Annotated in this window: 20 protein-coding genes; 6 read left to right on the top strand and 14 right to left on the bottom strand. The window is 72.9% G+C overall.

What is annotated here, in order from left to right; genetic code table 11:
• Positions 1-50: 50 nt before the first annotated feature.
• On the bottom strand, positions 51-1,547 hold the full coding sequence (locus BKD30_RS14940; RefSeq protein ID WP_076705869.1) for a long-chain-fatty-acid--CoA ligase: 1,497 nt from the start codon (positions 1,545-1,547) through the stop codon (positions 51-53).
• 172 nt (positions 1,548-1,719) lie between these two features.
• On the opposite strand from BKD30_RS14940, the gene BKD30_RS14935 reads away from it, so the two are divergent.
• A complete protein-coding gene (locus tag BKD30_RS14935) occupies positions 1,720-2,184 on the top strand; it encodes an ankyrin repeat domain-containing protein (protein WP_235861733.1) in 465 nt (154 codons plus the stop codon).
• A 126-nt stretch (positions 2,185-2,310) separates the two neighbouring features.
• Here BKD30_RS14935 and BKD30_RS14930 read toward each other — a convergent pair whose 3' ends face one another.
• From BKD30_RS14930 to argC, 6 genes are all read right to left on the bottom strand, one after another.
• The gene (locus BKD30_RS14930) at positions 2,311-2,835 is read right to left on the bottom strand and encodes an arginine repressor (RefSeq protein ID WP_076705867.1); all 525 of its coding nucleotides are present in this window, start codon (positions 2,833-2,835) and stop codon (positions 2,311-2,313) included.
• A complete protein-coding gene (argF, locus tag BKD30_RS14925) occupies positions 2,832-3,818 on the bottom strand; it encodes an ornithine carbamoyltransferase (protein WP_076705865.1) in 987 nt (328 codons plus the stop codon). Before argF ends, BKD30_RS14930 begins: the two co-directional genes overlap by 4 nt.
• Positions 3,815-5,188, bottom strand: coding sequence for an acetylornithine transaminase (locus BKD30_RS14920; RefSeq protein ID WP_173893162.1), 1,374 nt, complete (start codon positions 5,186-5,188; stop codon positions 3,815-3,817). Before BKD30_RS14920 ends, argF begins: the two co-directional genes overlap by 4 nt.
• 92 nt (positions 5,189-5,280) lie before the next feature.
• Positions 5,281-6,282 (bottom strand): acetylglutamate kinase, encoded by a 1,002-nt coding sequence (argB, locus tag BKD30_RS14915; RefSeq protein WP_076705863.1) that lies wholly within the window; start codon positions 6,280-6,282, stop codon positions 5,281-5,283.
• Between the two features lie 7 nt (positions 6,283-6,289).
• Positions 6,290-7,474, bottom strand: a complete 1,185-nt coding sequence (argJ, locus tag BKD30_RS14910) for a bifunctional glutamate N-acetyltransferase/amino-acid acetyltransferase ArgJ (RefSeq protein ID WP_408033389.1) — start codon at positions 7,472-7,474, stop codon at positions 6,290-6,292.
• On the bottom strand, positions 7,471-8,520 hold the full coding sequence (gene argC, locus BKD30_RS14905) for an N-acetyl-gamma-glutamyl-phosphate reductase (protein ID WP_076705889.1): 1,050 nt from the start codon (positions 8,518-8,520) through the stop codon (positions 7,471-7,473). The genes argJ and argC overlap by 4 nt, the downstream gene beginning before the upstream one ends.
• 188 nt (positions 8,521-8,708) lie before the next feature.
• Here argC and BKD30_RS14900 point away from each other — a divergent pair, with 188 nt between their 5' ends.
• Positions 8,709-9,713 carry a quinone oxidoreductase family protein gene (locus BKD30_RS14900; RefSeq protein WP_235861732.1) on the top strand — a complete coding sequence of 335 codons (1,005 nt, stop codon included), beginning with the start codon at positions 8,709-8,711 and terminating at the stop codon, positions 9,711-9,713.
• A 74-nt stretch (positions 9,714-9,787) separates the two neighbouring features.
• On the opposite strand, the gene BKD30_RS14895 is transcribed toward BKD30_RS14900, so the two are convergent.
• Genes BKD30_RS14895 through BKD30_RS14885 form a run of 3 tightly spaced genes read right to left on the bottom strand, consistent with a single transcriptional unit; the run spans position 9,788 to position 12,517 of the window.
• Entirely contained in the window at positions 9,788-10,552 is a 765-nt protein-coding gene (locus tag BKD30_RS14895; protein ID WP_159440592.1) for a class I SAM-dependent methyltransferase, read from the bottom strand.
• A gap of 5 nt (positions 10,553-10,557) precedes the next feature.
• A complete protein-coding gene (locus BKD30_RS14890; protein ID WP_076705859.1) occupies positions 10,558-12,111 on the bottom strand; it encodes a putative bifunctional diguanylate cyclase/phosphodiesterase in 1,554 nt (517 codons plus the stop codon).
• On the bottom strand, positions 12,101-12,517 hold the full coding sequence (locus BKD30_RS14885; protein ID WP_076705857.1) for a DUF7793 family protein: 417 nt from the start codon (positions 12,515-12,517) through the stop codon (positions 12,101-12,103). The genes BKD30_RS14890 and BKD30_RS14885 overlap by 11 nt, the downstream gene beginning before the upstream one ends.
• Before the next feature lie 241 nt (positions 12,518-12,758).
• On the opposite strand from BKD30_RS14885, the gene BKD30_RS14880 reads away from it, so the two are divergent.
• On the top strand, positions 12,759-13,916 hold the full coding sequence (locus BKD30_RS14880) for a GGDEF domain-containing protein (RefSeq protein ID WP_076705855.1): 1,158 nt from the start codon (positions 12,759-12,761) through the stop codon (positions 13,914-13,916).
• A 42-nt stretch (positions 13,917-13,958) separates the two neighbouring features.
• Here BKD30_RS14880 and pheT read toward each other — a convergent pair whose 3' ends face one another.
• Together pheT and pheS are read right to left on the bottom strand one after the other, a co-directional pair.
• A complete protein-coding gene (gene pheT / locus BKD30_RS14875) occupies positions 13,959-16,493 on the bottom strand; it encodes a phenylalanine--tRNA ligase subunit beta (protein WP_076705853.1) in 2,535 nt (844 codons plus the stop codon).
• Positions 16,493-17,569: a phenylalanine--tRNA ligase subunit alpha gene (gene pheS / locus BKD30_RS14870; protein WP_076705851.1), complete on the bottom strand. Its 1,077-nt coding sequence runs from the start codon at positions 17,567-17,569 to the stop codon at positions 16,493-16,495. Before pheS ends, pheT begins: the two co-directional genes overlap by 1 nt.
• Positions 17,570-17,961: 392 nt before the next feature.
• On the opposite strand from pheS, the gene BKD30_RS14865 reads away from it, so the two are divergent.
• Both BKD30_RS14865 and BKD30_RS14860 read left to right on the top strand, forming a co-directional pair.
• On the top strand, positions 17,962-18,441 hold the full coding sequence (locus BKD30_RS14865) for a hypothetical protein (RefSeq protein WP_235861731.1): 480 nt from the start codon (positions 17,962-17,964) through the stop codon (positions 18,439-18,441).
• Between the two features lie 201 nt (positions 18,442-18,642).
• Complete coding sequence (locus BKD30_RS14860) at positions 18,643-19,755, top strand: Rv2578c family radical SAM protein (protein ID WP_076705849.1); 1,113 nt, start codon at positions 18,643-18,645, stop codon at positions 19,753-19,755.
• A 234-nt stretch (positions 19,756-19,989) separates the two neighbouring features.
• On the opposite strand, the gene BKD30_RS14855 is transcribed toward BKD30_RS14860, so the two are convergent.
• Positions 19,990-20,463 carry a (deoxy)nucleoside triphosphate pyrophosphohydrolase gene (locus BKD30_RS14855; RefSeq protein WP_076705847.1) on the bottom strand — a complete coding sequence of 158 codons (474 nt, stop codon included), beginning with the start codon at positions 20,461-20,463 and terminating at the stop codon, positions 19,990-19,992.
• Positions 20,464-20,508: 45 nt separating this feature from the next.
• Positions 20,509-21,495, bottom strand: a complete 987-nt coding sequence (locus BKD30_RS14850) for a trypsin-like peptidase domain-containing protein (RefSeq protein WP_268874391.1) — start codon at positions 21,493-21,495, stop codon at positions 20,509-20,511.
• Between the two features lies 1 nt (position 21,496).
• On the opposite strand from BKD30_RS14850, the gene BKD30_RS16000 reads away from it, so the two are divergent.
• A complete protein-coding gene (locus BKD30_RS16000; protein ID WP_218189318.1) occupies positions 21,497-21,781 on the top strand; it encodes a hypothetical protein in 285 nt (94 codons plus the stop codon).
• Positions 21,782-22,110 lie beyond the last annotated feature (329 nt).

Genomic DNA, 22,110 nt, shown 5'->3' with positions numbered 1-22,110 from the left:
CTCCGGCGTCCGGCCCCTCGGCGCCAGGACCGGACGCCCCTCACCCCGCCTCACCCGTCCAGGCTGATCTCCCGCTTGAGGACCTTGCCGGTCGGCCCCTTCGGCAGGGCATCGACCAGGCCGATCCGCCGCGGATACTTGTACGCCGCCAGCCGCTCCTTCGCCCAGGCAATCAGTTCCTCGACCAGCCGGTCCGGGTCGTCGCCCCGATGCTCGGCCTTGAGGGCGACGACGGCGGCCACCTCCTGCCCGTTGAGGTCGTCGGGGATGCCGATCACCGCCGCCTCGGCGACCGCCGGGTGCTCGTACAGCACCTCCTCGACCTCGCGCGGATAGACGTTGTACCCGCCGCGCAGGATCATGTCCTTCTTCCGGTCCACGATGAAGTACACGCCGTCGGCGTCGCGGCGGGCCAGGTCACCGGTGTGGAACCAGCCGTCGACGATCGCGGCCCCGGTCGCGTCCGGGTTCTTCCAGTAGCCCTTCATCACGAACGGCCCGGCGACGAGCAGCTCCCCGACGGCGTCGTCGGCCGCCTCACCGCCGTCGCCGTCGTCCACCCGCAGCTGGGCGTCCGGCACCGGCGTGCCGATCGACCCGGCCTTGCGGGGCCCGTCCAGCTGGTTGAACGAGACGGCTGGGGACGTCTCCGACAGCCCGTACCCCTCCAGCAGCGTGGCCTTGTACACGCGCTCGAACTCGTGCAACACCTCCACCGGCAACGGCGCCCCACCGGAGACGGCGACCCGCAGGCTGGAGGCGTCGACCGGACTGGGGTCGCGCAGCAGGGCGATGTACATGGTCGGGACGCCGAGGAAGATGGTGACCTTGTCCCGCTCGATGATCCGCTTGGCCGCGGCCGGGTCGAACCGGGGCAGCAAGGTGATCGCCCCGCCCTGCGCGATCGCCGCGTTCAGGGCGCTGGTCTGGCCGAACACGTGGAAGAACGGCAGCCCGCCGAACAGGACGTCGTCGGCGCCGAGCGCGAACAAGCCCGTGGACATGAGCGCGTTCTTGCGCAGGTTGGCGTGCGTCAGCTCCGCGCCCTTGGGCCGGCCCGTGGTGCCGGACGTGTAGAGGATGACGGCGGTGTCCGCGTCGTCGCGCTCGACCAGACCCGGCGTCGGCTCCGTCTGCGCGAGGGAGGCCAGGAACGGCCCGGAGTCGATCACGGTCACGCTCGCACCCGTGGCGCCGGCGGCGGTCCGGGCGGCGTCGACCATGCCCTCCCACACCCACACCCGCTCGGCACCGGAGTCGGTGAGGTGGTATTCGATCTCCCGCGCGGTCAGCAGCGGGTTGAGGGGGACGACGACGGCGCCGGCCCGGAGGATGCCGTAGTAGACGACCGGCATCTGGGGCACGTTCGGGCTGATCAGGGCGACCCGGTCCCCCGGCTGCACGCCGTCCGCGGTCAGCTGTGCGGCGACGGCCCCGGAGAGCCGCTCGAGCGCCGCATAGGTCAGTACCGTGTCGTCGAGCTTGAGCGCCGTGGCGTCGGCGTGCTCGGTCGCCGAGTCGAGCAGGATCGAGGCAAGGTTGGTCATGGTCGTCCGTTCTCGCCGACCCGAGCCGGCGAAGCTGCTGCGGTGTTGTGCCGGTCACAATACCGGCCGGTAACCTCAGGGGCCAGCAGCGGAGGTGATGGCCACACACGGGCGCCAGTAACCTGAGACCTGGCCACCGGAGGCAGGACCCACTGAAAGGAGCAGGAGCACCGTGAGCGAGGAACTGACCAACACCGACCCGACCAGCACAGACCCGGCCAGCACCGATCCGACCGGCGCCGACCTGACGAGTCAGGAGGTGGACCTGCTGAACTCCATGTTCGACCTCGCCCGCGACGGCGGGACCGAGCGGCTGACGGCGTTCGTCGACGCGGGGCTGCCGGTGAACCTGACGAACGCGAAGGGCGACACCCTGCTCATCCTCGCCGCATATCACCAGCAGGCCGACACCGTGGCGGCGCTGCTGGGCCGTGGCGCGGAGACCGAACGGGTCAACGACATGGGTCAGACGGCCCTGGCCGCCGCGGTGTTCCGGCAGAACGAGACCATCGTCCGGGCCCTGCTCGCGGCGGGCGCCGATCCCGAGGGAGGCCGCCAGACGCCCGTCTCCGTCGCCGAGTACTTCCAGCTGCCCGCGATGACGCAGCTGCTGCGGGCCGGGGGCGACGCTGGCTGACCTGCCGCACCGGCGTTCACGCGGGCTCTGACCCACGGCACTGACCATCCACATGGATTCGTCCAGGTGAACGAGTCCACGTGGATGACGCGCTGCGACGCGCCGGACCGGTCCGGTCGAGTCGGGTCAGCCGTCGGACGCGAGGGCGAGGAACCGCGCGGCCACATCCGGGCCGCCGTCGGGCTCCCGGCAGACGAGCAGCACGGTGTCGTCCCCGGCGATGGTGCCGAGCACGGCCGGGAACACCGAGTGGTCGATGGCGGAGGCGAGGAACTGGGCCGCCCCGGGCGGGGTGCGCAGCACGACGAGGTTCGCCGACGCCTCGGCGGTGACCAGCAGCTCCTCGCACAGCCGGGCCAGCCGCGCGTCGAGCAGTTCCTGGTCCACGGCGCTGCGCGGCGTCCGATCCGCGCCCACGGCCGGCACCGCGTAGACGAGACCGCCGTCGGCCCCGCGCACCCGGACCGCGCCGAGTTCGACGAGGTCCCGGGACAGGGTGGCCTGGGTGACCGCGAGGCCGTCGTCGGCCAGCCGCTGCGCCAGCTCGGCCTGCGAGCGCACCGCCGATCCCGCCAGCAGGGCGGTGATCCGGGCCTGCCGGGCGGTCTTCGTGGTGGGCCGGGACCGGGCGCCGTCGGTGGCCGCGGTCATGCGCGTCGCCCGCTCGGGGACGGTTCGCCGGGTTCGGCCAACAGCCCGGAGGCGTCCATCAGCCAGTGCATGATCGCCTTCTGCGCGTGCAGCCGGTTCTCCGCCTCGTCCCACACGACGGACTGCGGCCCGTCGATGACGCCGGCGCTGATCTCCTGGCCGCGGTACGCCGGCAGGCAGTGCAGCACGATGGCCCCCGGCGCCGCCGTCGCCAGCGCCGCCTCGTCGATCGCGTACGGCCGGAACACCTCGGCGCGGTCGGACTTCTCGTCCTCCTGACCCATCGAGACCCAGGTGTCGGTGGCGAGGACGTCGGCGCCGTCGAGCGCGTCGGCGGCCGACGTCGTCACCAGCACGGAGCCGCCGGTGGCCTGCGCCCGCTCCCGGGCGGCGGCGACGACGGTCTCGCCCGGCAGGAACCCGTCCGGGCCGGCGACCCGCACGTGCATCCCGGCGGTCACCCCGGCCAGCAGGTAGGAGTTGGCCATGTTGTTGGCGGCGTCACCGAGGTAGGCGAGGGTCAGGCCCGCGGTGCGGCCGTGGTGCTCCCGGACGGTGAGCAGGTCGGCGAGCAGCTGGCACGGGTGGTAGTCGTCACTGAGGGCGTTGATCACCGGCACGGAGCTGTACCGGGCCATCTCCGCCAGGCCGGCCTGCGCGTACGTCCGCCACACGACGGTGTGCACCATCCGTTCGAGCACACGGACGGTGTCCGCCACGGATTCCTTGTGCCCGAGCTGGGACTCCCCCGGGTTGATGATCAGCGGGTTGCCGCCCAGGTCCGCGACGCCGGCGGCGAAGGAGACGCGCGTCCGGGTGGAGGTCTTGTCGAAGATGATCGCCACCGTCTTCGACCCGGTCCCCTGAGGCCCCGCATAAGTGCGGTACCCGTACCGGTCGGCTTTCATCGCGGCGGCCAGGTCGAGCACCTCGGCCTGTTCGGCGGGGCTGAGGTCGAGATCGGTGAGGAAGTGCCGGGTCATGGATGCTCCTCCTGCGCGGGGCGGAGTCGGTCGGTGGGCATGCTGCCGGTGCCGGTCGCGGCGCGGGCCGTGGCGAGGATGCCGGGCAGGGCCGCGAGGAAGCCGTCCGCCTCCTCCGCCGTGAGCAGCAGCGGCGGGGCGAGCCGGAGCGTGCGGGGCCCGGGGGCGTTGAGGACGAACCCGGCCTCCAGTGCGGCGGTGACGGCGGCGGGCGCGAGCGGGGTCGCCGGGTCGGACGACGGCGCGGTGTCCGGGTGGGTGTCCGGAGCGCTGTCCGGGGCGTCGGCCAGGTCGAAGCCGATCAGCAGGCCCTGTCCGCGCACCGCGGTCACGCCCGGGACCCGGGCCAGGCCGGCGCGCAGGCGCGCCCCGACGCGCGCGGCGTTGCCGAGCAGGTCGTCGGCCTCGATCACGTGCAGGGTCGCCAGGCCGGCAGCGGTCGCCACGGGGTTGCCACCGAAGGTGCTGCCGTGCTGGCCGGGACCGAGCAGGTCGGAGACGACCGACCCGAAGGTGATCAGCGCACCGATCGGGAAGCCCCCGCCGAGACCCTTGGCCAGGGTGACGGCGTCGGGCAGCAGATCCGGCTCGTGCTGGAAGGCGAACCAGCGTCCGGTGCGTCCGACGCCGGTCTGCACCTCGTCGAGGATGAGCAGGGCACCGGCCTCCCGGGTCAGCCGCCGGGCCTCCCGCAGATAGCCGGCGGGCAGCGGAAGCACCCCGGCCTCGCCCTGGATGGGCTCGAGCACGAGCGCGGCGGTCCGGTCGGTGATCGCCGCGCGCAGGGCGGCGAGGTCGCCGGCCGGGATGTGCTCGACACCGCCGGGCAGCGGGGCGAACGGCTCCCGGTACGCGGCCTTGTGGGTGAGGCTGAGCGCTCCCATGGTGCGACCGTGGAAGCCCTGTTCCAGAGCGACGACGGTGGGCCGAACCGGGTCGGCGCTGTTGCCGGCACGGCGGGCGAGTTTGAGGGCCGCCTCGACGGCCTCCGTGCCGGAGTTGGCGAAGAAGACCCGTGACCCCGCGGGAGCGCCGGCGAGCGCGAGCAGCCGTTCGGCGAGGGCCACCTGGGCCGGGCTGGTGAAGAAGTTCGAGATGTGCCCCAGGGTGGCCTGCTGGCTGGCGATGACGCTGGTCAGCAGCGGGTGGGCGTGGCCGAGCACGTTGACGGCGATGCCGCCGAGCAGGTCGAGGTACTCGACGCCGTCGGCGTCCCATACCCGGCTGCCGGAGCCGCGCACGAGCACCCGCTGCGGGGCGCCGAACACGTTGAGCAGGGCCCCCGTGTAGCGCTGCAGCCACGCGGCACCGCCCACGCCGCTGCTCGAGGGCAGCGCGCCAGACAGCGCAGTCGGCAGGCTACTGGCCACGGTGCCGGACGGATCGCCGGGCACGGCGCCGGGCTGGATGCCGGTGGCCGGGTTGCCGCCCGGGGCGCCGTCCGCGGGCGTCGGGGTGGTGCTCACGACTGCTCCTTTCCGGTGGGCGGCGTGGTGGGGGTTGCGGTCGGGATCGCGGTGGGTGTCGCGGGTCCGGCCGCCGTCACGAGGGTGCCGATGCCCTCGTCGGTGAAGATCTCCAGCAGCATGCTGTGAGGGTTGCGGCCGTCCACGACGTGGGCGGCGGGCACCCCGCCGTCGACGGCGGCGAGCGCGGCCGTCATCTTCGGGATCATCCCGGACTGCAGGGTGGGCAGCATGGTCCGGAGCCGGTCGGCGGACAGCGCCGAGATCAGGGAGGAGCGGTCCGGCCAGTCGGCGTACAGGCCCTCCACGTCGGTGAGCAGGACCAGCTTCTCGGCGCCGAGGGCGACCGCGACGGCGGCCGCGGCGGTGTCCGCGTTGACGTTGAGCACCTGCCCGGTGGGCGCACCCTCGGCGTCGACCTCGGGCGCCACCGAGGAGATGACGGGGATCCGGCCGGCGGCCAGCAGACTCTCGATGTTCGCCGGGCGCACGCCGCTGACCTCCCCGACCAGGCCCAGGTCGACCTCTTCGCCGTCGACGACGGCGCCGGTGCGGGTGGCGGTCAGGGTGCCGGCGTCCTCCCCCGACAGGCCGACCGCGTACGGTCCGTGCTGGTTGATCAGGCCGACCAGCTCGCGGCCGACCTGCCCGGTGAGGACCATCCGGACGACGTCCATGGTCTCCTCGGTGGTCACCCGCAGCCCGCCGCGGAACTCGGAGGCGATGCCGAGCGCGCCGAGCATGGCGTTGATCTGGGGGCCACCGCCGTGGACGACGACCGGTTTCAGCCCGACGTGCGCCAGGAAGACGACGTCGGCGGCGAAGGCGCGGCGCAGGTCGTCGTCGACCATCGCGTTCCCGCCGTACTTGAGCACGACGCGGGCCCCGGCGAAGCGCTGGATCCAGGGCAGCGCCTCGATCAGGGTGGCCGCCTTCGCGGCAGCGGTGTCCGGAGCGGCAGCGGTGTCCGGAGCGGCAGGAACGGGGGCGGCGTTCACGGCGTCCTCAACTGGAGTAGGCACTGTTCTCGTGCACGTAGTCGTGGGTGAGGTCGTTGGTCAGCACCGTCGCGGTCGCGGTGCCGGCACCCAGGTCGATCTCGACGTCGACCTGCCGGCCGGACAGGTCCACGGCCTCCCGCGGCTCTCCGATCCCGCAGTTCCGGCACACCTGCACGCCGTTGATCGTCACGTTCAGGTCGTCCGGCAGATACGCGGCGCGGGTGGTACCCACGGCGGCGAGGACGCGGCCCCAGTTCGGGTCCTGCCCGAAGATGGCGGTCTTGAACAGGGTGGACCGGGCGACGGCACGGCTGACCTCGACGGCGTCGTCCTCGGTGGCGGCGTTCACGGTCCGGACGGCGATCTCGTGGCCGGCGCCCTCGGCGTCGGCGATCAGCGCCCGCGCCAGGGTGGCGCACACCCCGGTGAGCGCGGCCGTGAACACGTCGGCGTCGGGAACCTGACCGCTGGCACCGGAGGCCAGCAGGGCGACCGTGTCGTTGGTCGACATGCAGCCGTCGGAGTCGGCCCGGTCGAAGGTCACCCGGGTCGCGGCGCGCAGCGCGGTGTCGAGGGCGTCGGCGGGCAGGTCCGCGTCGGTGGTGAGGACGACGAGCATGGTGGCCAGGCCCGGGGCGAGCATGCCGGCGCCCTTGGCCATCCCGCCGATCGACCAGCCGTCCTCGCTGACGTGGCCAGCCTGCTTGGGCACGGTGTCGGTCGTCATGATCGCCTCGGCCGCCGCGGGTCCGCCGTCGACGGTCAGGGCTCCCACGGCGGTGGTGATCCCCGCACCGAGCTGCGGCATCGGCAGCGGCACCCCGATCAGCCCGGTGGAGCAGACCAGCACGTCACCGGCGGCGATCCCGAGCGCGGTGGCGACCTGCTCGGCGCTGGTGTGGGCGTTGGTGAAACCCTCGGGCCCGGTGCACGCATTGGCGCCGCCGGAGTTGAGCAGCACGGCGTCCGCCCGACCGTCGCTGATCGCCTGGCGGGACCAGAGCACGGGTGCGGCGGCCACCCGGTTGGCCGTGAACACGGCGGCGGCGGCGTGCTTCGGACCGTCGTTGACGACGAGCGCGACGTCGCGCTTGCCGGAGGCCTTCAGCCCGGCGGTGACGCCCGCGGCCCGGAAACCGACCGGGGTGGTGACGCCGATGGTGCTGCCGTTTGCGCTGACGCTGGTCACGGGGCGACTCCCTGCAGGTCGAGGCCCATCGTCTCCGGCAGGCCGAGGGCCAGGTTCATGGACTGGATCGCGCCACCGGCGGTGCCCTTGGTGAGGTTGTCGATCGCGCAGCAGACGACGACCCGGCCGGCGTGCTCGTCGACGGCCAGCTGCAGGACGGCGTGGTTGGAGCCGAGCACGGAGCCGGTGGTGGGCCACTGTCCCTCGGGCAGCAGGTGCACGAACGGCTCGTCGGTGTAGTACGCGTCCCAGGCGTCCCGGATCGCGTCGGCGTCGACGCCGGCGGCCAGCCGGGCGGTGGCGGTGGCGAGGATGCCGCGCGGCATCGGCGCCAGGGTCGGCGTGAAGGAGACCTGCACGGCCGTGCCGGCGGCGCGGGAGAGGCCCTGCTCGATCTCGGGGGTGTGCCGGTGGCCGCCCCCGACCCCGTACGGGCTCATCGAGCCCATCACCTCGGCGCCGAGCAGATGGGGTTTGACGGATTTCCCCGCCCCCGACGTGCCGGAGGCGGCGACGATGACGACGTCGTCGGGCTCGAGCAGCCCGCCGTCGGAACCGGGCCCGGGTGCGAAACCCGGCACCAGGGCCAACAGGGCACTGGTCGGGTAGCAGCCGGGCACGGCGATGCGCCGGGCGCCGCGCAGTTGCTCCCGCGCACCGGGCAGTTCGGGCAGCCCGTACGGCCAGCTGCCGGCGTGTTCGGTGCCGTAGAACCGTTCCCAGGCGGCGGGATCGGTGAGCCGATGGTCGGCGCCGGCGTCGATCACCAGGGTCTCGGCCGGCAACTGGGCGGCGACGGGTCCGCTGGCCCCGTGCGGCAGGGCGAGGACGACGACGTCGTGCCCGGACAGGTTCTCGACCGTCGTCTCCTCGACGATCCGATCCGCGAGGCCGTGCAGGTGCGGGGCCAGGACACCGAGGCGGGTACCGGCGCTGCTGTGCGCGGTCACGGCGCCGATGCGGGCCTCCGGATGACCGGCGAGCAGGCGCAGGACCTCGCCCCCGGCGTACCCGGTGGCTCCCGACACGGCGACGGAGAACGACATGCCCGCCAGCATACAGCAAAGTTATGCAGTGAGTAGGATAGTTATGCACTTCCGCTGCTCCGTCGCTCCGGGGATGCGAGCGAGCCGCCGGCGTCAGTCCGACGGGTCAGGCCGGCTCCTCTCACCGGGTCGGCGCGCGCGTGTGCCTACGATGGCGGGAGGTTCCATCCCCGGCAGAGGAGCACGGCATGAGCGAACAGCAGAACCCGAGCATGGAGATCCCGGCGACCGCGGACGCGATCGTCGTCCAGCAGGCCGGTGGTCCCGAGGTGCTGCACCCGGCCACCGTCGACGTCCCGCAGCCGGGCACCGGCCAGGTCCTCGTCCGGGTCGCCGCGACCGGGGTCAACTTCATCGAGACGTATCAGCGATCCGGCGTCTACGACGTCGACTTCCCGTTCACGCCCGGCGCGGAGTTCGCCGGCACCGTCGTCGCCCTCGGAGCCGGTGTCGACGGTTTCGCGGTCGGTGACCGGGTGGCCACCGCACACGGGTCCCGGGGCTACGCGCAGTACACCGCCGTCGACGCCGACGCGCTGGTGCCGGTGCCGGACGGCATCGACGACGAGACGGCCGCCGCTCTGCCCCTGCAGGGCATGACCGCGCACATGCTGACCCACGCGGTCAAGGACGTCCAGCCGGGTGAGACGGCGCTCGTCCATGCCGGCGCCGGTGGGGTCGGGCTGCTGCTGATCCAGCTGCTCAAGGCCGCCGGGGCACGGGTGATCACCACCGTCTCGACGGACGAGAAGGAGAAGCTCGCCGCGGGTGCCGGCGCGGACGAGGTGCTGCGGTACGACGGCTTCAGGGACCGGGTGCGTGAGTTGACCGACGGTCGCGGGGTGGACGTCGTCTACGACGGGGTCGGGAAGGACACGTTCGACGACTCCCTGGCCAGCCTGCGGATGCGTGGCCTGATGGTGCTGTTCGGCGGCGCGTCGGGCCCCGTGCCCCCGTTCGACCCGCAGCGACTGAACAGCGGCGGGTCCCTCTACCTGACCCGGCCGACGATGATGCACTACACCACCACGGCCGAGGAGCGCCGATCCCGGATGGCCGACCTGTTCGGCCTGGTCGCCGACGGGAAGCTCGACGTGCGGATCGGCGCCCGCTACCCCCTGGCCGACGCCGGGCGGGCGCACACGGACCTGCAGGGCCGCCGGACGACGGGCAAGGTGCTGCTGGTCCCCTGACGGCGGAAGGCATCACCTGCCTGGACGAGGAGGAGTGGCACACCGGCTGACGTCACCACGTCGGCCGGGCTGGTTCAACGGTGTGGCTGCAGGACCGCCCAGTAGGCGGCCACGTCCGGTCCGCTGGCCAGTCCCAGCCGGCCGGCGCCGTCGGCGAGCAGGTCCCAGTGGGTCGCCGGGAACAGGGCGGCGCGTTCCTGCGGGCCGAAGTGGCCGGGCCGGGGCAGGGTCTGGATGGCCTGCGCGAGGGGCCCCGGGATCCCGGCGGCGTCCGCGCCGGCCGCGGCGAGGTAGTCCAGGTTGCCGCCCCCGACGTTGGTCTCCACCAGGTACAGCCGGCCGCGGTCGCCCAGCAGGACGCGGACGGCACGGGCGAGGGCGCGCCGCTGGTCGGCGGGCAGGACGTGCAGGACGCCGCGGACGACGACGTGGCAGTCCCCGAGGTCGCCGTGCAGCCGGGCCGCGGTCGGCAGGTCGGTCAGGTCCGCCACCTCGAAGCGGGCGGCCCCGGGATGGGACCGGCGGGCGAGCGCCACGGCGTCGGGCGCCACGTCGACGCCCACGGCGACGCCGCGGCTCCGGGCCAGCGCGGCGGTCAACCAGCCGGTTCCGCAGCCGACGTCGAGGACGACCGGTCCCGGTGTGAACCAGGGCGCGACCCTGCGCTCGTGCTCGACCGCCTCGGCGTCGACCCGGCCCTCCCAGAGCACCGGTTCGGTGAGCCGTCCGCCGGCGACCCCGGTCCAGAACTGGCTCCAGGCGGTGACCCGGTCACGAGGCGCACGCGGGCGCAGGCGGACGATGCGTGCGACCAGCCGCAACCGGTCCGAGACGTTCACGCCGGTCAGGCCCAGCGGACGTCGTCGGCGGTGCCGGGGAGCTGCCGGCTGCCCGTCAGGAACCCGCGCATCGTCTCGGCCGGCACCGGCCGGCTGAAGTAGTAGCCCTGCGCGTACTCACAGTGGAGGCTGCGCAGCACGTCCGCCTGGGCGCGCTCCTCCACGCCCTCGGCGACGGCGCCCATCCCGGCGGTGTGGATCAGGTCGAGGATCGCGCCGACGAACCGGCACTGCCGGTCCTGGCTCAGCAGCTCCTGCGTGAGGGAGCGGTCGATCTTCGCGTTCTGCGCCGGGATGGACTGCAGGTAGCTGATCGAGGAATACCCGGTGCCGAAGTCGTCGATCTCCAGCGGGATCCCGATGGCGCGCAGGGCCGCCATGTTCTCGTCCACGACGTGGTCACGGGTCACCAGCAGCGCCTCGGTGATCTCGAGGGTCAGCCGGGCGCCGGGAACACCCTCCTGCCGGAGCAGGGCGGTGGCGTACCCGGCGAGATCACCGTGGCGCAGCTCCGACGGCGAGATGTTCACGTGCACACGGAAGCTGTCCGGCAGGGTCAGCTCTCGCGTCCACCGTCCGATCTGGCCGATCACGGTGGCGAGCATCCACCGTCCGAGTTCGACCATCAGACCGCCCTCCTCCGCGGCGTCGAGGAAGGTGTCGGGCGCCAGCAGGCCGCGTACGGGGTGCCGCCAGCGCACCAGGGCCTCGGCCCCGGCGACGCGGTCCGTGCGCAGATCCACGATGGGCTGGTAGAACGCCTCCAGCTCGTCCAGAGCCAGTGCCCGGCGCAATTCGGAGACCAAGTTCATCCGTTCGCGCGCCGCCCGGTGCATCGACGGCGTGAACACCGAGACCCGGCCCTTGCCCTCCGTCTTGGCCTGGTTCATGGCCGTGTCGGCGTCCCGGAGCATGTCCTCCACGGCGGTGCCCGGGCCGCCGACGCACAGCCCGGCGGTGGCGTCCACCCCGACGTTGAGCGGCCCGATCATCACCCGCTCCTCCAACACGTCCAGGGCGCGGTGGGCGGTCGCCAGGCCCGCGTCGATGCCGCCCGACGGGACCAGGATGGCGAACTCGTCCCCACCGAGCCGGGAGATCAACTGACCGGGCTCGATGACGCCCCGCAGCCGGCTGGCGACGTGCAGCAGCACGGCGTCGCCGACCGAGTGGCCCAAGCTGTCGTTGATCAGGCGGAAATCGTCCAGGTCGAGGACGACGAGGGCCGGGTCGGGGGACGGGGCTCCGTGCACCGCCTCGCCGAGCCGCTCGAGCAGCAGCCTGCGGCTGGCCAGGCCGGTCAGGTCGTCGGTGTCGACCAGGCGCTGCAGCTCGGCGCGGGCGCGCTGCAACTCGACGGTGCGCTCCGCCACCCGGTTCTCGAGGTCCCCGTACATGGATTGCAGTTCCTCGGCGAGCAGGTTGATGCCGGCCGTGAGCGCGTCGATCTCGTCGCGGGCGTCGGAGACGGGCAGCCGGGTCGCGAGGTCGCCGGAGGAGATCCGGATCAGGCCGTCGATCAGCGCGTCGAGACGGCCGCTGCCCGGGTCACCCGTCATGATCGGGGCCCGTCGTCGGTGCCACCTCGAGCAGCCAGACCTGCGCCTGCTCCCGTGCCCGGAAGAAGCGGGTGGGGCAGGGCGCGGCGTTGACGCCCAGGAAGAAGTTGGCCAGGACACGGTCGACGGCGGACGCACCCAGCAGGGCGATCGCCGTGGCCGCGCAGCGCTGGGTGAAGACCTGACGGGCCGCGCGGTCCACGGAGGCCGTGCCCGCCATGTGGATCATCAACGGCGCCGGCCGGACGCCGCACCGCTCGTTCACCCGGTCCATCGCCCGCCGGGCACGGACGCCGTCGATCGCGACGCCGTCCCGCCACACCAGGTGCAGCACCCCGTCGTCGTCGAAGTCCAGGCGGGTGATGTCGGCGTCGGGCCCGGTGCCGTCCACGGCACGCTCCGCCATCGTCCACCTCGTTCTCTCTCAGCGCCCGGTCGGCCGTCCCGCGCGGTCGCGCCCGGGAGGCCCTCGCCGTACCCCGTGGAGCATATCGTGCGGGAGGACCTGCGAACGGCAGGACCGCTGGCGTGCGACGACGGCGTTTCGCGCTTGGTGAGTCGGCTCTCGTCTGCGACAATCGGTCACCGGCCATCGGTATCGGCCGCTGGGGAGAGGGTGGTTCTGGGCGGCCGCCAGTGGAGGTCTCATGCTGCTGGACAAGACGACGGTGCTCGTGGTGCTCGCGGTCCTCTCGTTCGCCAAGCTCGTGATCTTCTACGTCGACTCCTACCGCCGTACCCGCACCGACGTCGCCCGGTGGTGGTGCGCGTCCGTGGCCGGGTTCTGTGTGGCCTCCGTCAGCTACGCGATCGGTGACCTCCAGAACGTCGCCTGGCTCGTCGCGACCGGCGCCGGCGTGATGGCCGTCGCGTCGGGCTGCATGTGGATCGGCACCCGCTGCCTGCGCGGGCGGCCCGCCGTGATCTGGCCGCTGCCGGTCGTGGGCCTGGTCACCACGTTCTTCTCCCTGTTCGGCCGCAGCGTCGGGGAAGCGGCCATCGGCCAGTTCGTGTGGCTGACCGCGATGGGCCTGGGCATCGCCGGCGCCGCCGTCGAACTGCGCATCCGGCACACGGCCACGTGGCGGGAGATCCGGTCCTTCGCGGTCGTCTCCACCCTGGCCGCCGGCTACTACCTGCTGCGCGCCGTCGGTGTGGTGCTGCTCGGCCCCACCGACCCGCTCTTCCTCGCCGTCTTCGGCACCGGGGTGTCCTTCCTGGTGGCGATCGTGCTGCTCGTCTCGGCGACCTGGGTGATGACGGAGCTGAACAACACCCAGCGCACCGCCGTGCTGCGGGAGCAGGCCACGCTGGACGGGCTGACCGGTCTGCTCAACCGCACCCGCTTCCTCGAGCGCGCCGAATCGCTGCTGCGCCGGTCCCGGGACAGCAACACCGTGGTCTCCGTCGTGATGTCGGACCTGGACCGGTTCAAGGCGATCAACGACGAGTTCGGTCATCTCACCGGGGACGCCGTGCTGCAGGCGTTCGGTGACGCCTGCCGGCTCACGGTCCGCTCGTCCGACCTCGTCGGCCGCTACGGCGGGGAGGAGTTCATCATGCTGCTGCCCTCCTCCAACGCGGCGGAGGCGGTCCGCGTCGCCGACCGGATCAACGTGGTGCTCGCGGGGACGGGCCCGTTGCGCGGTACCGGCCGGGTGGCGACGGCGAGCTTCGGCATCGCCGACACCTCGGCCGGGACCACGTCGCTGACCGAACTGATCGGCCGGGCGGACAGGGCGCTGTACGCCGCCAAGGCGCAGGGCCGCAACCGCTCCATGATCGTCGACGACCAGGTCGCCTGAGCCCCACTCATCCCCTGGCCTTCTCCCGTGGTAAGCGCCGGCTCAGCGCTGGGCCGCCCCGTGCCGCTCGACGGCGACGGCGACGGCGCCCGACCGGGCGGCGGACGCCTCGTCGGCGGTCAGCGTCCGGTCCGGGGCGCGGAAGCGCAGGGTGAACGCCAGGGACTTCTTTCCCTGGCCCAGCGCCTCGCCGGTGTAGACGTCGAACAGGTCGATCGATTCGAGCAGGTCCCCGGCGCCCTCGGTCAGGGCCTCCCGCAGCTGGTCGGCGGTGACCGCCTCGTCGACGACCAGCGCGACGTCCTGCGTGGCCATCGGGTAGGTGGAGATCGGCGCCGCGGTGATGGTCGCCGGGGCCGCGGCGTACAGCGCATCGAGGTCCACCTCGGCGGCGGCCGTCCGCGCCGGCAGGTCGGAGGCGGCCAGCAGTTGCGGGTGCAGCTCCCCCGCCCAGCCGACCGGCGTGCCGTCGGGCAGGCTCAGCGCGGCGGTCCGGCCGGGGTGGAACGCCTGGTGGCGCCCGGTGGCCACGGTCAGCTGCACGCCGAGCACCTGCGCGGCGAGCAGGGCGGCGTCCAGGGCGTCGGCCCAGTCGCGCACGCGGGCGTTCCTGCCGGTGCCCGGCTCGTGCCCGGTGAGCACGACGCCGAGGTGCGCCGGCTGGGCGGGCAGGCCCGCGTCGAGCTCGGCCAGCACCGTCGGCTCCGGTAGCGCCCCGATCGGGGGGACACTGGCGGAGCCGTGCCGGCCCTCGGGCAGGAACACGGTGCCGGTCTCGAACAGGGCGAGGTCGCGGAAGCCGCGGGAGACGTTGCGCCGGGCGGTGTCCAGCAGCCCGGGCAGCATCGAGGTGCGCAGCCACGCCTGCTCGGCGCTGATCGGGTTCGCCAGTTTGACGGCCTCCCGGTGCTCACCGGCGACGGGCACCCCGAACGTCGCGTTCGCGCGCTCGGTGACGAACGGGTAGCTGAGCACCTCGGTCAGGCCGGCGGCGGCCAGCGAGGTGGCGAGCCGGCGTCGCTGCTGCTGCACCCGGGTGAAACCGCGGCCCGGGGGTGCGACGGGCAGCCGGGACGGGATGTTCTCGTACCCGTCGAGCCGGGCCACCTCCTCGGCCAGGTCGGCCGGGATGGTCAGGTCGGGCCGCCACGTCGGGGGCAGCACCCGCCAGCCGGCGACGCCGTGCGCGTCGTCGTCGGTCACGATCGCGCCGAGCTCGGTCAGTCGGCCGGTGACGACGGCGTCGTCGTAGGTCCGGCCGATCAGCCGGTCGACGAACCCGCGGGGCAGGAAGATCTCCGTGGCCTCCACCGGGATCCGCTCGTCGGTCAACTCACTGGTGTCGGTGCCGCCGGCCAGGTCGACGAGCAGGTCGACGACGCGCTGGGCGGCGGCCGCGGCCACCTCCGGGTCGACGCCGCGCTCGAACCGCTTGGCCGCCTCGGAGGGCAGCTTGTGCCGACGGCGGGTACGGGCGATGCTCACCGGGTCGAAGCACGCGGCCTCCACCAGGACGTTCACCGTGGCGCCCGAGCACTCGGTGGACGCCCCGCCCATCACCCCGGCCAGGCCGATCGGGCCGGACTCGTCGGTGATCAGCAGGTCCTCCGGGTCGAGGGTGCGTTCCTTGTCGTCGAGGGTGCGCAGGGTCTCCCCCGTGCGCGCCCGGCGGACCGTGATGTCGCCGGTGACGGCGTCGGCGTCGTAGGTGTGGATGGGCTGGCCGAGCTCGAACATCACGTAGTTGGCGATGTCGACGGGCAGCGAGATGGACCGCACGCCGCACAGCCGCAAGCGGGAGGCCAGCCACGGCGGGGTGGGCCGGGTCGGGTCGATCCCGGTGACGCGGCGGGTGAGGAACCGGCGGGCGCCGGGCGCCCCGTGGATCGGGGCGTCGTCGGCCAGGTGCACCCCGACGCCGCCGCCCACTCGCGTCGGGGGGACCGGCAGGGTGGCCGGGTCGGTGAAGCCGGTACCGGTGGCGTGCGCGTACTCGCGGGCCACGCCGCGGATGGAGAAGCAGTAGCCGCGGTCCGGGGTCACGTTGATCTCGGCGGCCTCGTCGGTGACTCCCAGCAGGGCCAGCGCGTTCTCGCCCACCTCGGGATCCAGCCCGAGGGAGGAGAGGACGAGGATGCCGTCGTGGTCCTCCCCGATGCCGAGTTCCCGCACCGAGGCGATCATCCCGTCGGAGACGTGCCCGTAGGTCTTGCGGGCGGCGATTCGGAAGTCGCCGGGCAGTACCGCGCCGGGCAGGGTGACGACGACCTTGTCGCCGGGCACGAAGTTGTGGGCGCCGCACACGATGCCGCGCACGTCGTCGCCGCCGTCGGTGGCCCGCTGCCCCTCGGGCGCGACCCGCACCTGGCACCAGTTGATCGTCTTGCCGTTGGTCTGCGGCTCCTTCTGCGCGGACAGCACCTGGCCGACGACGACGGGGCCGTGCAGGTCGTCGGAGGGGCGGTGGACGTCCTCCTCCTCGAGCCCGACGGTGACCAGGTCGGCCATCACGTCCTCGGCGGTGGCCCCGGCGGGGACGTCGGCGTACTCACGCAGCCATGACAGGGGAATGCGCATCAGATCTCCATCCCGAAGTGCTCGCTGAACCGGACGTCGCCCTCGATCATGTCGTGCATGTCGGGCACCTGGTTGCGGAACATCAGGGCCCGCTCGATGCCCATGCCGAAGGCGAAGCCGGAGTACTCGTCCGGGTCGATGCCGGCGGCGCGCAGCACATTGGGGTTGACGACGCCGCAGCCGCCCCATTCGATCCACCGGGGGCCGCCCTTGGCGCCGGGGTGCCACACGTCCATCTCGGCGCTGGGCTCGGTGAACGGGAAGAAGGCCGGGCGCAGCCGGATCCGCGCCTCGGCCCCGAACATCTGCCGGGCGAAGTGTTCGAGGGTGCCCTTCAGGTCCGCCATGGACAGACCCTTGTCGATCGCCAGCCCCTCGAACTGGTGGAACACGGGCGTGTGGGTGGCGTCCAGCTCATCGGTGCGGTACACCCGACCGGGGCACAGGACGTACAGCGGCAGGTCCCGCTGCAGCATGGAGCGGACCTGGACCGGGGAGGTGTGGGTGCGGAGCACCAGATTGGCCTCGGGCGGGTCGACGAAGAAGGTGTCCTGCATCTCGCGCGCCGGGTGGTCCGGGGCGAAGTTCAGGGCGTCGAAGTTGAACCACGCGGACTCGACCTCGGGGCCTTCGGCGATCTCCCAGCCCATGCCGACGAAGATGTCGCACACCTGCTCGATCTGGGTGGAGATGGGGTGCCGGCCACCGGCCCGGCGCCGGCGCGGGGCGGCGGTGACGTCCACGGCCTCCTCGACCAGGATCCGCTCCTCCCGCTCGGCCTCCAGCACGGTGGTGCGGTCGGCGATGACCTTGGCCACCCGGCCGCGGGCGGGTCCGATGAGCTTGCCGGCGGCGGCCTTGTCGGCCTTGGGCAGCGACCCGATGCTCCGGTTGGCCAGCGCCAGGGGGGACCGCTCCCCCGTGTGCGCGATCCGGGCCGCTTTCAGCTCGTCCAGGTCAGCGGCGGCGGCGACGGCGGCGAGCGCGGCGGCGACGACGGCGTCGACGGCGGCCGGATCCGTGGGATCGGGGGTGGGAGCGGCCGGGGAGGTCGCGTCGGTGGTGGTCTCAGGCATGATCGGTGATGTCCTCGGCGTTCTCCGTGGAGGGATCGGTTTCGCCCGCACCGCGGTGCCGGGGCGCCGTCGTCCCACGCACAGCGGGATCACAGCGCCCGCCGAACCGCGGCGAAGGCCCGGACCAGTCTACGGCCCGGTCGGCCCGGTGCCGTGGACCGTGACCTCCCGGCGGCAACGCTCACTCCTCCACCGGCGGCCTCCCCCAGCTCCGACTCCTCACCAAGCCCGCCTCCCCGATCCTTACCCAGGCCCGCCTCCCCCGGCCGACTGGTCACTTGCCGCGTGTTTTCGCGTCCCGGGGTGCTCAGAACACCCGACAACCGACCAGTCGACGGGGTGGCGGGGCGGGGGCGTCCGGACAGGGGACGGACGGTTCTAGGATGGCGCGCATGAGCAGAGCCGGGAACGAAGACGTCGGCCTGCTGACGCGCGGTGAGCGGCTGCGGCGCGCGGCGAACTGGGTGAACCTGTCCACGGCGCTGGGCCTGGGCATCGCCGCGGTCACCCGCACGCCGGTCCGGCGCGGCCCGCACGGCCTGTACGTGGGCACCGGCTACCGGCCGCCGCTGCCGGTGGCCGGCGCCTTCACGGTCGGGAACGTCGTGCTCGTGCGCGGCCGCGCCCCCGGGACTCAGCCGCTGACCGCCGCCCTGTCCCCGGACCTGATCAAACACGAGGCGGCGCACGCCACCCAGTACGCGGCCCTGCTCGGGCTGCCGTTCCTGCCGGCGTACGGGCTCGCGGCCGCGTGGTCGCTGCTGCGCACCGGGGACCCGGCATCGCGGAACGTCTTCGAGCGGCGCGCCGGGCTGGCCATCGGCGGCTACCGGGAGCGCCCGGTACGCCCGCTTCGGGCGCGCCGGCGCTGAGGTACGGAAGGGGGTGGTGCGGACAGGTTGAACGTGCAGTAGCCGAACCCGAGCGAGCCTCATGGCAGTGGAACGAAGCTGGGAGACCTTCGACCTTCTCCATCGCTCGGCGCCGCGGCACATGGCCTAGGCTCATGTCGACCCATTAACGTCACCCGTCGTCGCCTTGCCCCTGCTTCGAATGTGTGTTCGAATGGCGGTATGCGCTGGGAGGGACAGACGATCGCGGCGGAGACGGCCGCCGCCGACACCACGGATCAGGGGGACGTCGGCGCCCCCTCCACCGGCCCGGTCGCTGCGCCCTTGCTGCGGCTCGCGGGACTGCAGCGGACGGTGCGCACTCCCGAGTTCGCGGGCATCACGTTCCACGAGGTGCACGCGAAGAGCCTGCTCAACCACGTGCCGGCGACGTCGGCGATGCCGTTCTCCTGGACCATCAACCCGTACCGGGGCTGTTCGCACGCCTGCGTGTACTGCTTCGCCCGGAAGACCCACACCTACCTGGACCTGGACGCCGGGCCTGACTTCGACAGCCAGCTCGTCGTCAAGGTCAACGCCGTGGAGGTGCTGCGGGCAGAGGTGCGACGCCGCTCCTGGTCACGGCCGCACGTCGCCCTCGGTACGAACACCGACCCCTACCAGCGAGCGGAGGGCCGCTACCGGTTGCTGCCGGGGATCATCGGCGAACTCGCCGGGTCCGGCACGCCGTTCTCGATCCTGACCAAGGGCACGCTCCTGGCCCGGGACCTGCCGCTGCTGACCGCCGCGAGCCGGGACGTGCCGATCGGGGTGGGCATCTCCCTGGCGATGGTCGACCCGCAGCTGCAGCGCCGGGTGGAGCCGGGCACGCCGACGCCGGCGGCCCGGCTCGACCTGATCCGCCGACTGGTCGACGCCGGGCTGCCGTGCGGGGTGATGGCGATGCCGATCCTGCCCTGGCTGACCGACACGGACGAGGCGTTGGACGGGTTGTTCGGCGCACTCGGCGCTGCGGGCGCCACGGGGGTCACCGCCGGGGCGCTGCACCTGCGCCCCGGCGCCCGGGAGTGGTGGTTCAGCTGGCTCGCCGCGGAGCATCCGCACCTGGTCGGCCGGTACCGCCGGCTCTACGGCGGCGGCACCTACGCGTCGAAGGACTACACCACCTGGCTGGCCGGGCGGCTCCGCTACTTCCGGCGCCGACACGGTCTGGGCTCGTCCGCCCGGTTCTTCCGGGACGAGCCCGAGTCGGCGGCTGTCGCGGGCACCGGCGACAGCCGCCGACCGCAAGACGCCGGGGCGTCCTCCGACCCGGCACAGCAGACGCTGTTCTGAGGTCTGGCGCCCGCCGCGACGGACGCCAGGCCCACCCCGGGGCGCCCACGGCGTGAGCTAGCGGGTTCCTCCCGCACCCGGTCCGCCCCCACGGCCTGAGTCAGCGGGTTCGTCCCGCACTCGGTGCGCCCACGGCCTGAGTCAGCGGGTTCCTCCCGAACGGGGTGCTCTTTTCCCTACCCGTTCGGGAGAAGGTCGCTAACTCCCGGGCAGGGGCAGCGGCCGGAGCAGCGGCTACCGCGGCGCGCGGAGTGCGGCGAGCCGATCCAGCAGGGCCGTCACGATCGGCAGGTCGGCCGGGATCCACGGTAGCGCGATGACGGCGGCCGGGTCGTCGAGGTCGACCCAGCGCAGCTCGTCGTGGTCCTGCAGGGCCCGCGGCCGGTCGGCCGTCGTGGCGATCCAGACCCGCATCACGGCCGTGCCGGACAGCGGCCAGCCGCCCGGCGGGCCCGGCAGTTCCTCGTGCAGGACGGCGGTGATGCCCAGTTCCTCGTCGAGCTCCCGGACGAGCGCGACGTCGTGGTCCTCCTCCGGCTCGACCTTGCCGCCGGGGAACTCCCACAGCCCCGCCAGGTCCGCCGGCGCACTGCGCCGGGCCGCGAGCAGCCGCCGTGGCCACCGGACGTCGTCCACCAGCGCGGCCCCCACCACCCGGGTCCGGTGGTCGCGCTCGCCGACGGCGGTCCCGGGCCCGGTTTCGGTCATGGCGTCAGTGTAGGGCCGAATGCCCGGCCAAGCTTGACGCCGTCCTCAGCTGCAGGCGGTCGGATCGGCGGCCGCGACCTTCGCGATCTTCCACACGGTTCCCGACCACTGCAGGGTGTAGTCGAACGTCCACACCGAACAGGTCTGACCCGCGAATCCCACGGATGCGTCCTGCTCCGTGCGCACGGCCGCCCTGGCGTTCAAGGTCGACCCCGAGCCGGTCACCTCCTGCAGTGAGACCGAACGCCAGAACACGCTGTCCAGGCCGGCCCTCCACGTGTCCAGTCCACCCAGCCCCTGCTGTGTCTCGGGAGTGAAGAAGTCGAATGCCACGTCGTAGGCTCCGCTGTTGATCGCCTGACCGTACGTCTGCAGTGTCTGGGCGATCGAATCAGCGTTGGGGTCCGACGTCTGCACTTCGACGGTCAGTTCGGGCGAGACGGTCGGGACACTCGTAGCGCAGACAGCCGCCGGCAAGGCATCTGCTCGATCCCGCCATTCCGCCAGCCGGGCAATGGCGCGCAGCGAATTGACGGCGTAGGCAGTACCTTCGGCGATCTGAGCCCGGTCGTCGCTCACCCAGTCTCGCCTGAGCAGTATCACGCCGACCACTCGGCCTTGGTTGTCCATCAGCGGCCCGCCACTGTTGCCGGGGTTGACCGCGGCGTCCGTCTTGATCAAGCCGGAGACGACATCTCCACCACCCGAATCGATCTCCGCGTTGACCGTGCTGACGGTGCCCGCGGTGAAGCTCAACTCCGACGTGATCGGATAGCCGACGGCCGCGACCGCTGCAGCCACGGGCGGTAGCGTTCCCTGAAGGGCGAATCGGTAGCCGTCGACCGCGCGATCAAGGCGGAGCAGAGCGAGGTCGTCGTTCGCATCCGATCCCAGCACTTTGGCCGACGTGAGTCCGCCGGGCAGTCGAACGGAGATCGCTGCTTGCCCGGCTACGACATGGGCCGCGGTCATCAGCAGATCGGGTCCCACGAGGAAGCCGGTGCCACTGGCTGTCCCGTCACATCCGGTCACCGTGATGCGTGCCACCCCGCTCTGCACCCGAGCGAAGGTGTCCGCCCACTGGGGATCGACCGGCGGAGCCGGCGTGGTGGGGCCCCCGGTCGGCACCGCCGTGCCGCCCGAAGTCGTCGAGGGCGGGCTCGAAGGCGTCGAGGGTGGGGTCGAAGGCGGCGACGCCGGGGTCGAAGGCGGCGACGCCGGGGTCGAAGGCGGCGACGCCACCGGCGGCGGAGCCGGTGTACAGCCGACCAGGGTGACTGACAGGACGCCCGCGGCAAGCGCTGCCACCGGCCGGTAATCCATTCGTGAAGGGGTCATGACATCTGCCGTCCGTCGCGCTCACTTCACGCCCCCCAGCGCGCGGGCACCCGCCCGTGGATGCCCAGGCTGACCGGGCGGTCGTCCCGCGTGATGATGTCTCCCGGCGTCGCCTGTGTAGGGAGTATAGGCCGACCGCCCGGCCTTCGTCTCCCCCTCGACGTGCCTCAGCTTCTTTGAGCGCGGGGGTCGGGCCGGTGCCTCAGCTTCTTTGAGCGCGTAGTCCCCGGTGGGCGGGGCAGGCTTGCCGATGTGGAAGGCAAGATTCCGATGGCCGCGAGGCGACACGTCACCAACAAGCTCCGGGCC

This window comes from Tersicoccus phoenicis, from assembly GCF_001968835.1.
Taxonomy (GTDB): Bacteria; Actinomycetota; Actinomycetes; order Actinomycetales; family Micrococcaceae; genus Tersicoccus; species Tersicoccus phoenicis.
This window is presented reverse-complemented; position numbering and strand designations above follow the sequence as displayed.

Coding starts and splice junctions, on each gene's coding strand:
- BKD30_RS14940 (WP_076705869.1), bottom strand. CDS start 1,547: ATGACCAACCTTGCCTCGATCCTGCTCGACTCGGCGACCGAGCACGCC.
- BKD30_RS14930 (WP_076705867.1), bottom strand. CDS start 2,835: ATGACCGCGGCCACCGACGGCGCCCGGTCCCGGCCCACCACGAAGACC.
- argF (WP_076705865.1), bottom strand. CDS start 3,818: ATGACCCGGCACTTCCTCACCGATCTCGACCTCAGCCCCGCCGAACAG.
- argC (WP_076705889.1), bottom strand. CDS start 8,520: ATGTCGTTCTCCGTCGCCGTGTCGGGAGCCACCGGGTACGCCGGGGGC.
- BKD30_RS14900 (WP_235861732.1), top strand. CDS start 8,709: ATGAGCGAACAGCAGAACCCGAGCATGGAGATCCCGGCGACCGCGGAC.
- BKD30_RS14890 (WP_076705859.1), bottom strand. CDS start 12,111: ATGACGGGTGACCCGGGCAGCGGCCGTCTCGACGCGCTGATCGACGGC.
- BKD30_RS14885 (WP_076705857.1), bottom strand. CDS start 12,517: ATGGCGGAGCGTGCCGTGGACGGCACCGGGCCCGACGCCGACATCACC.
- BKD30_RS14880 (WP_076705855.1), top strand. CDS start 12,759: ATGCTGCTGGACAAGACGACGGTGCTCGTGGTGCTCGCGGTCCTCTCG.
- pheT (WP_076705853.1), bottom strand. CDS start 16,493: ATGCGCATTCCCCTGTCATGGCTGCGTGAGTACGCCGACGTCCCCGCC.
- pheS (WP_076705851.1), bottom strand. CDS start 17,569: ATGCCTGAGACCACCACCGACGCGACCTCCCCGGCCGCTCCCACCCCC.
- BKD30_RS14865 (WP_235861731.1), top strand. CDS start 17,962: ATGAGCAGAGCCGGGAACGAAGACGTCGGCCTGCTGACGCGCGGTGAG.
- BKD30_RS14860 (WP_076705849.1), top strand. CDS start 18,643: ATGCGCTGGGAGGGACAGACGATCGCGGCGGAGACGGCCGCCGCCGAC.
- BKD30_RS14855 (WP_076705847.1), bottom strand. CDS start 20,463: ATGACCGAAACCGGGCCCGGGACCGCCGTCGGCGAGCGCGACCACCGG.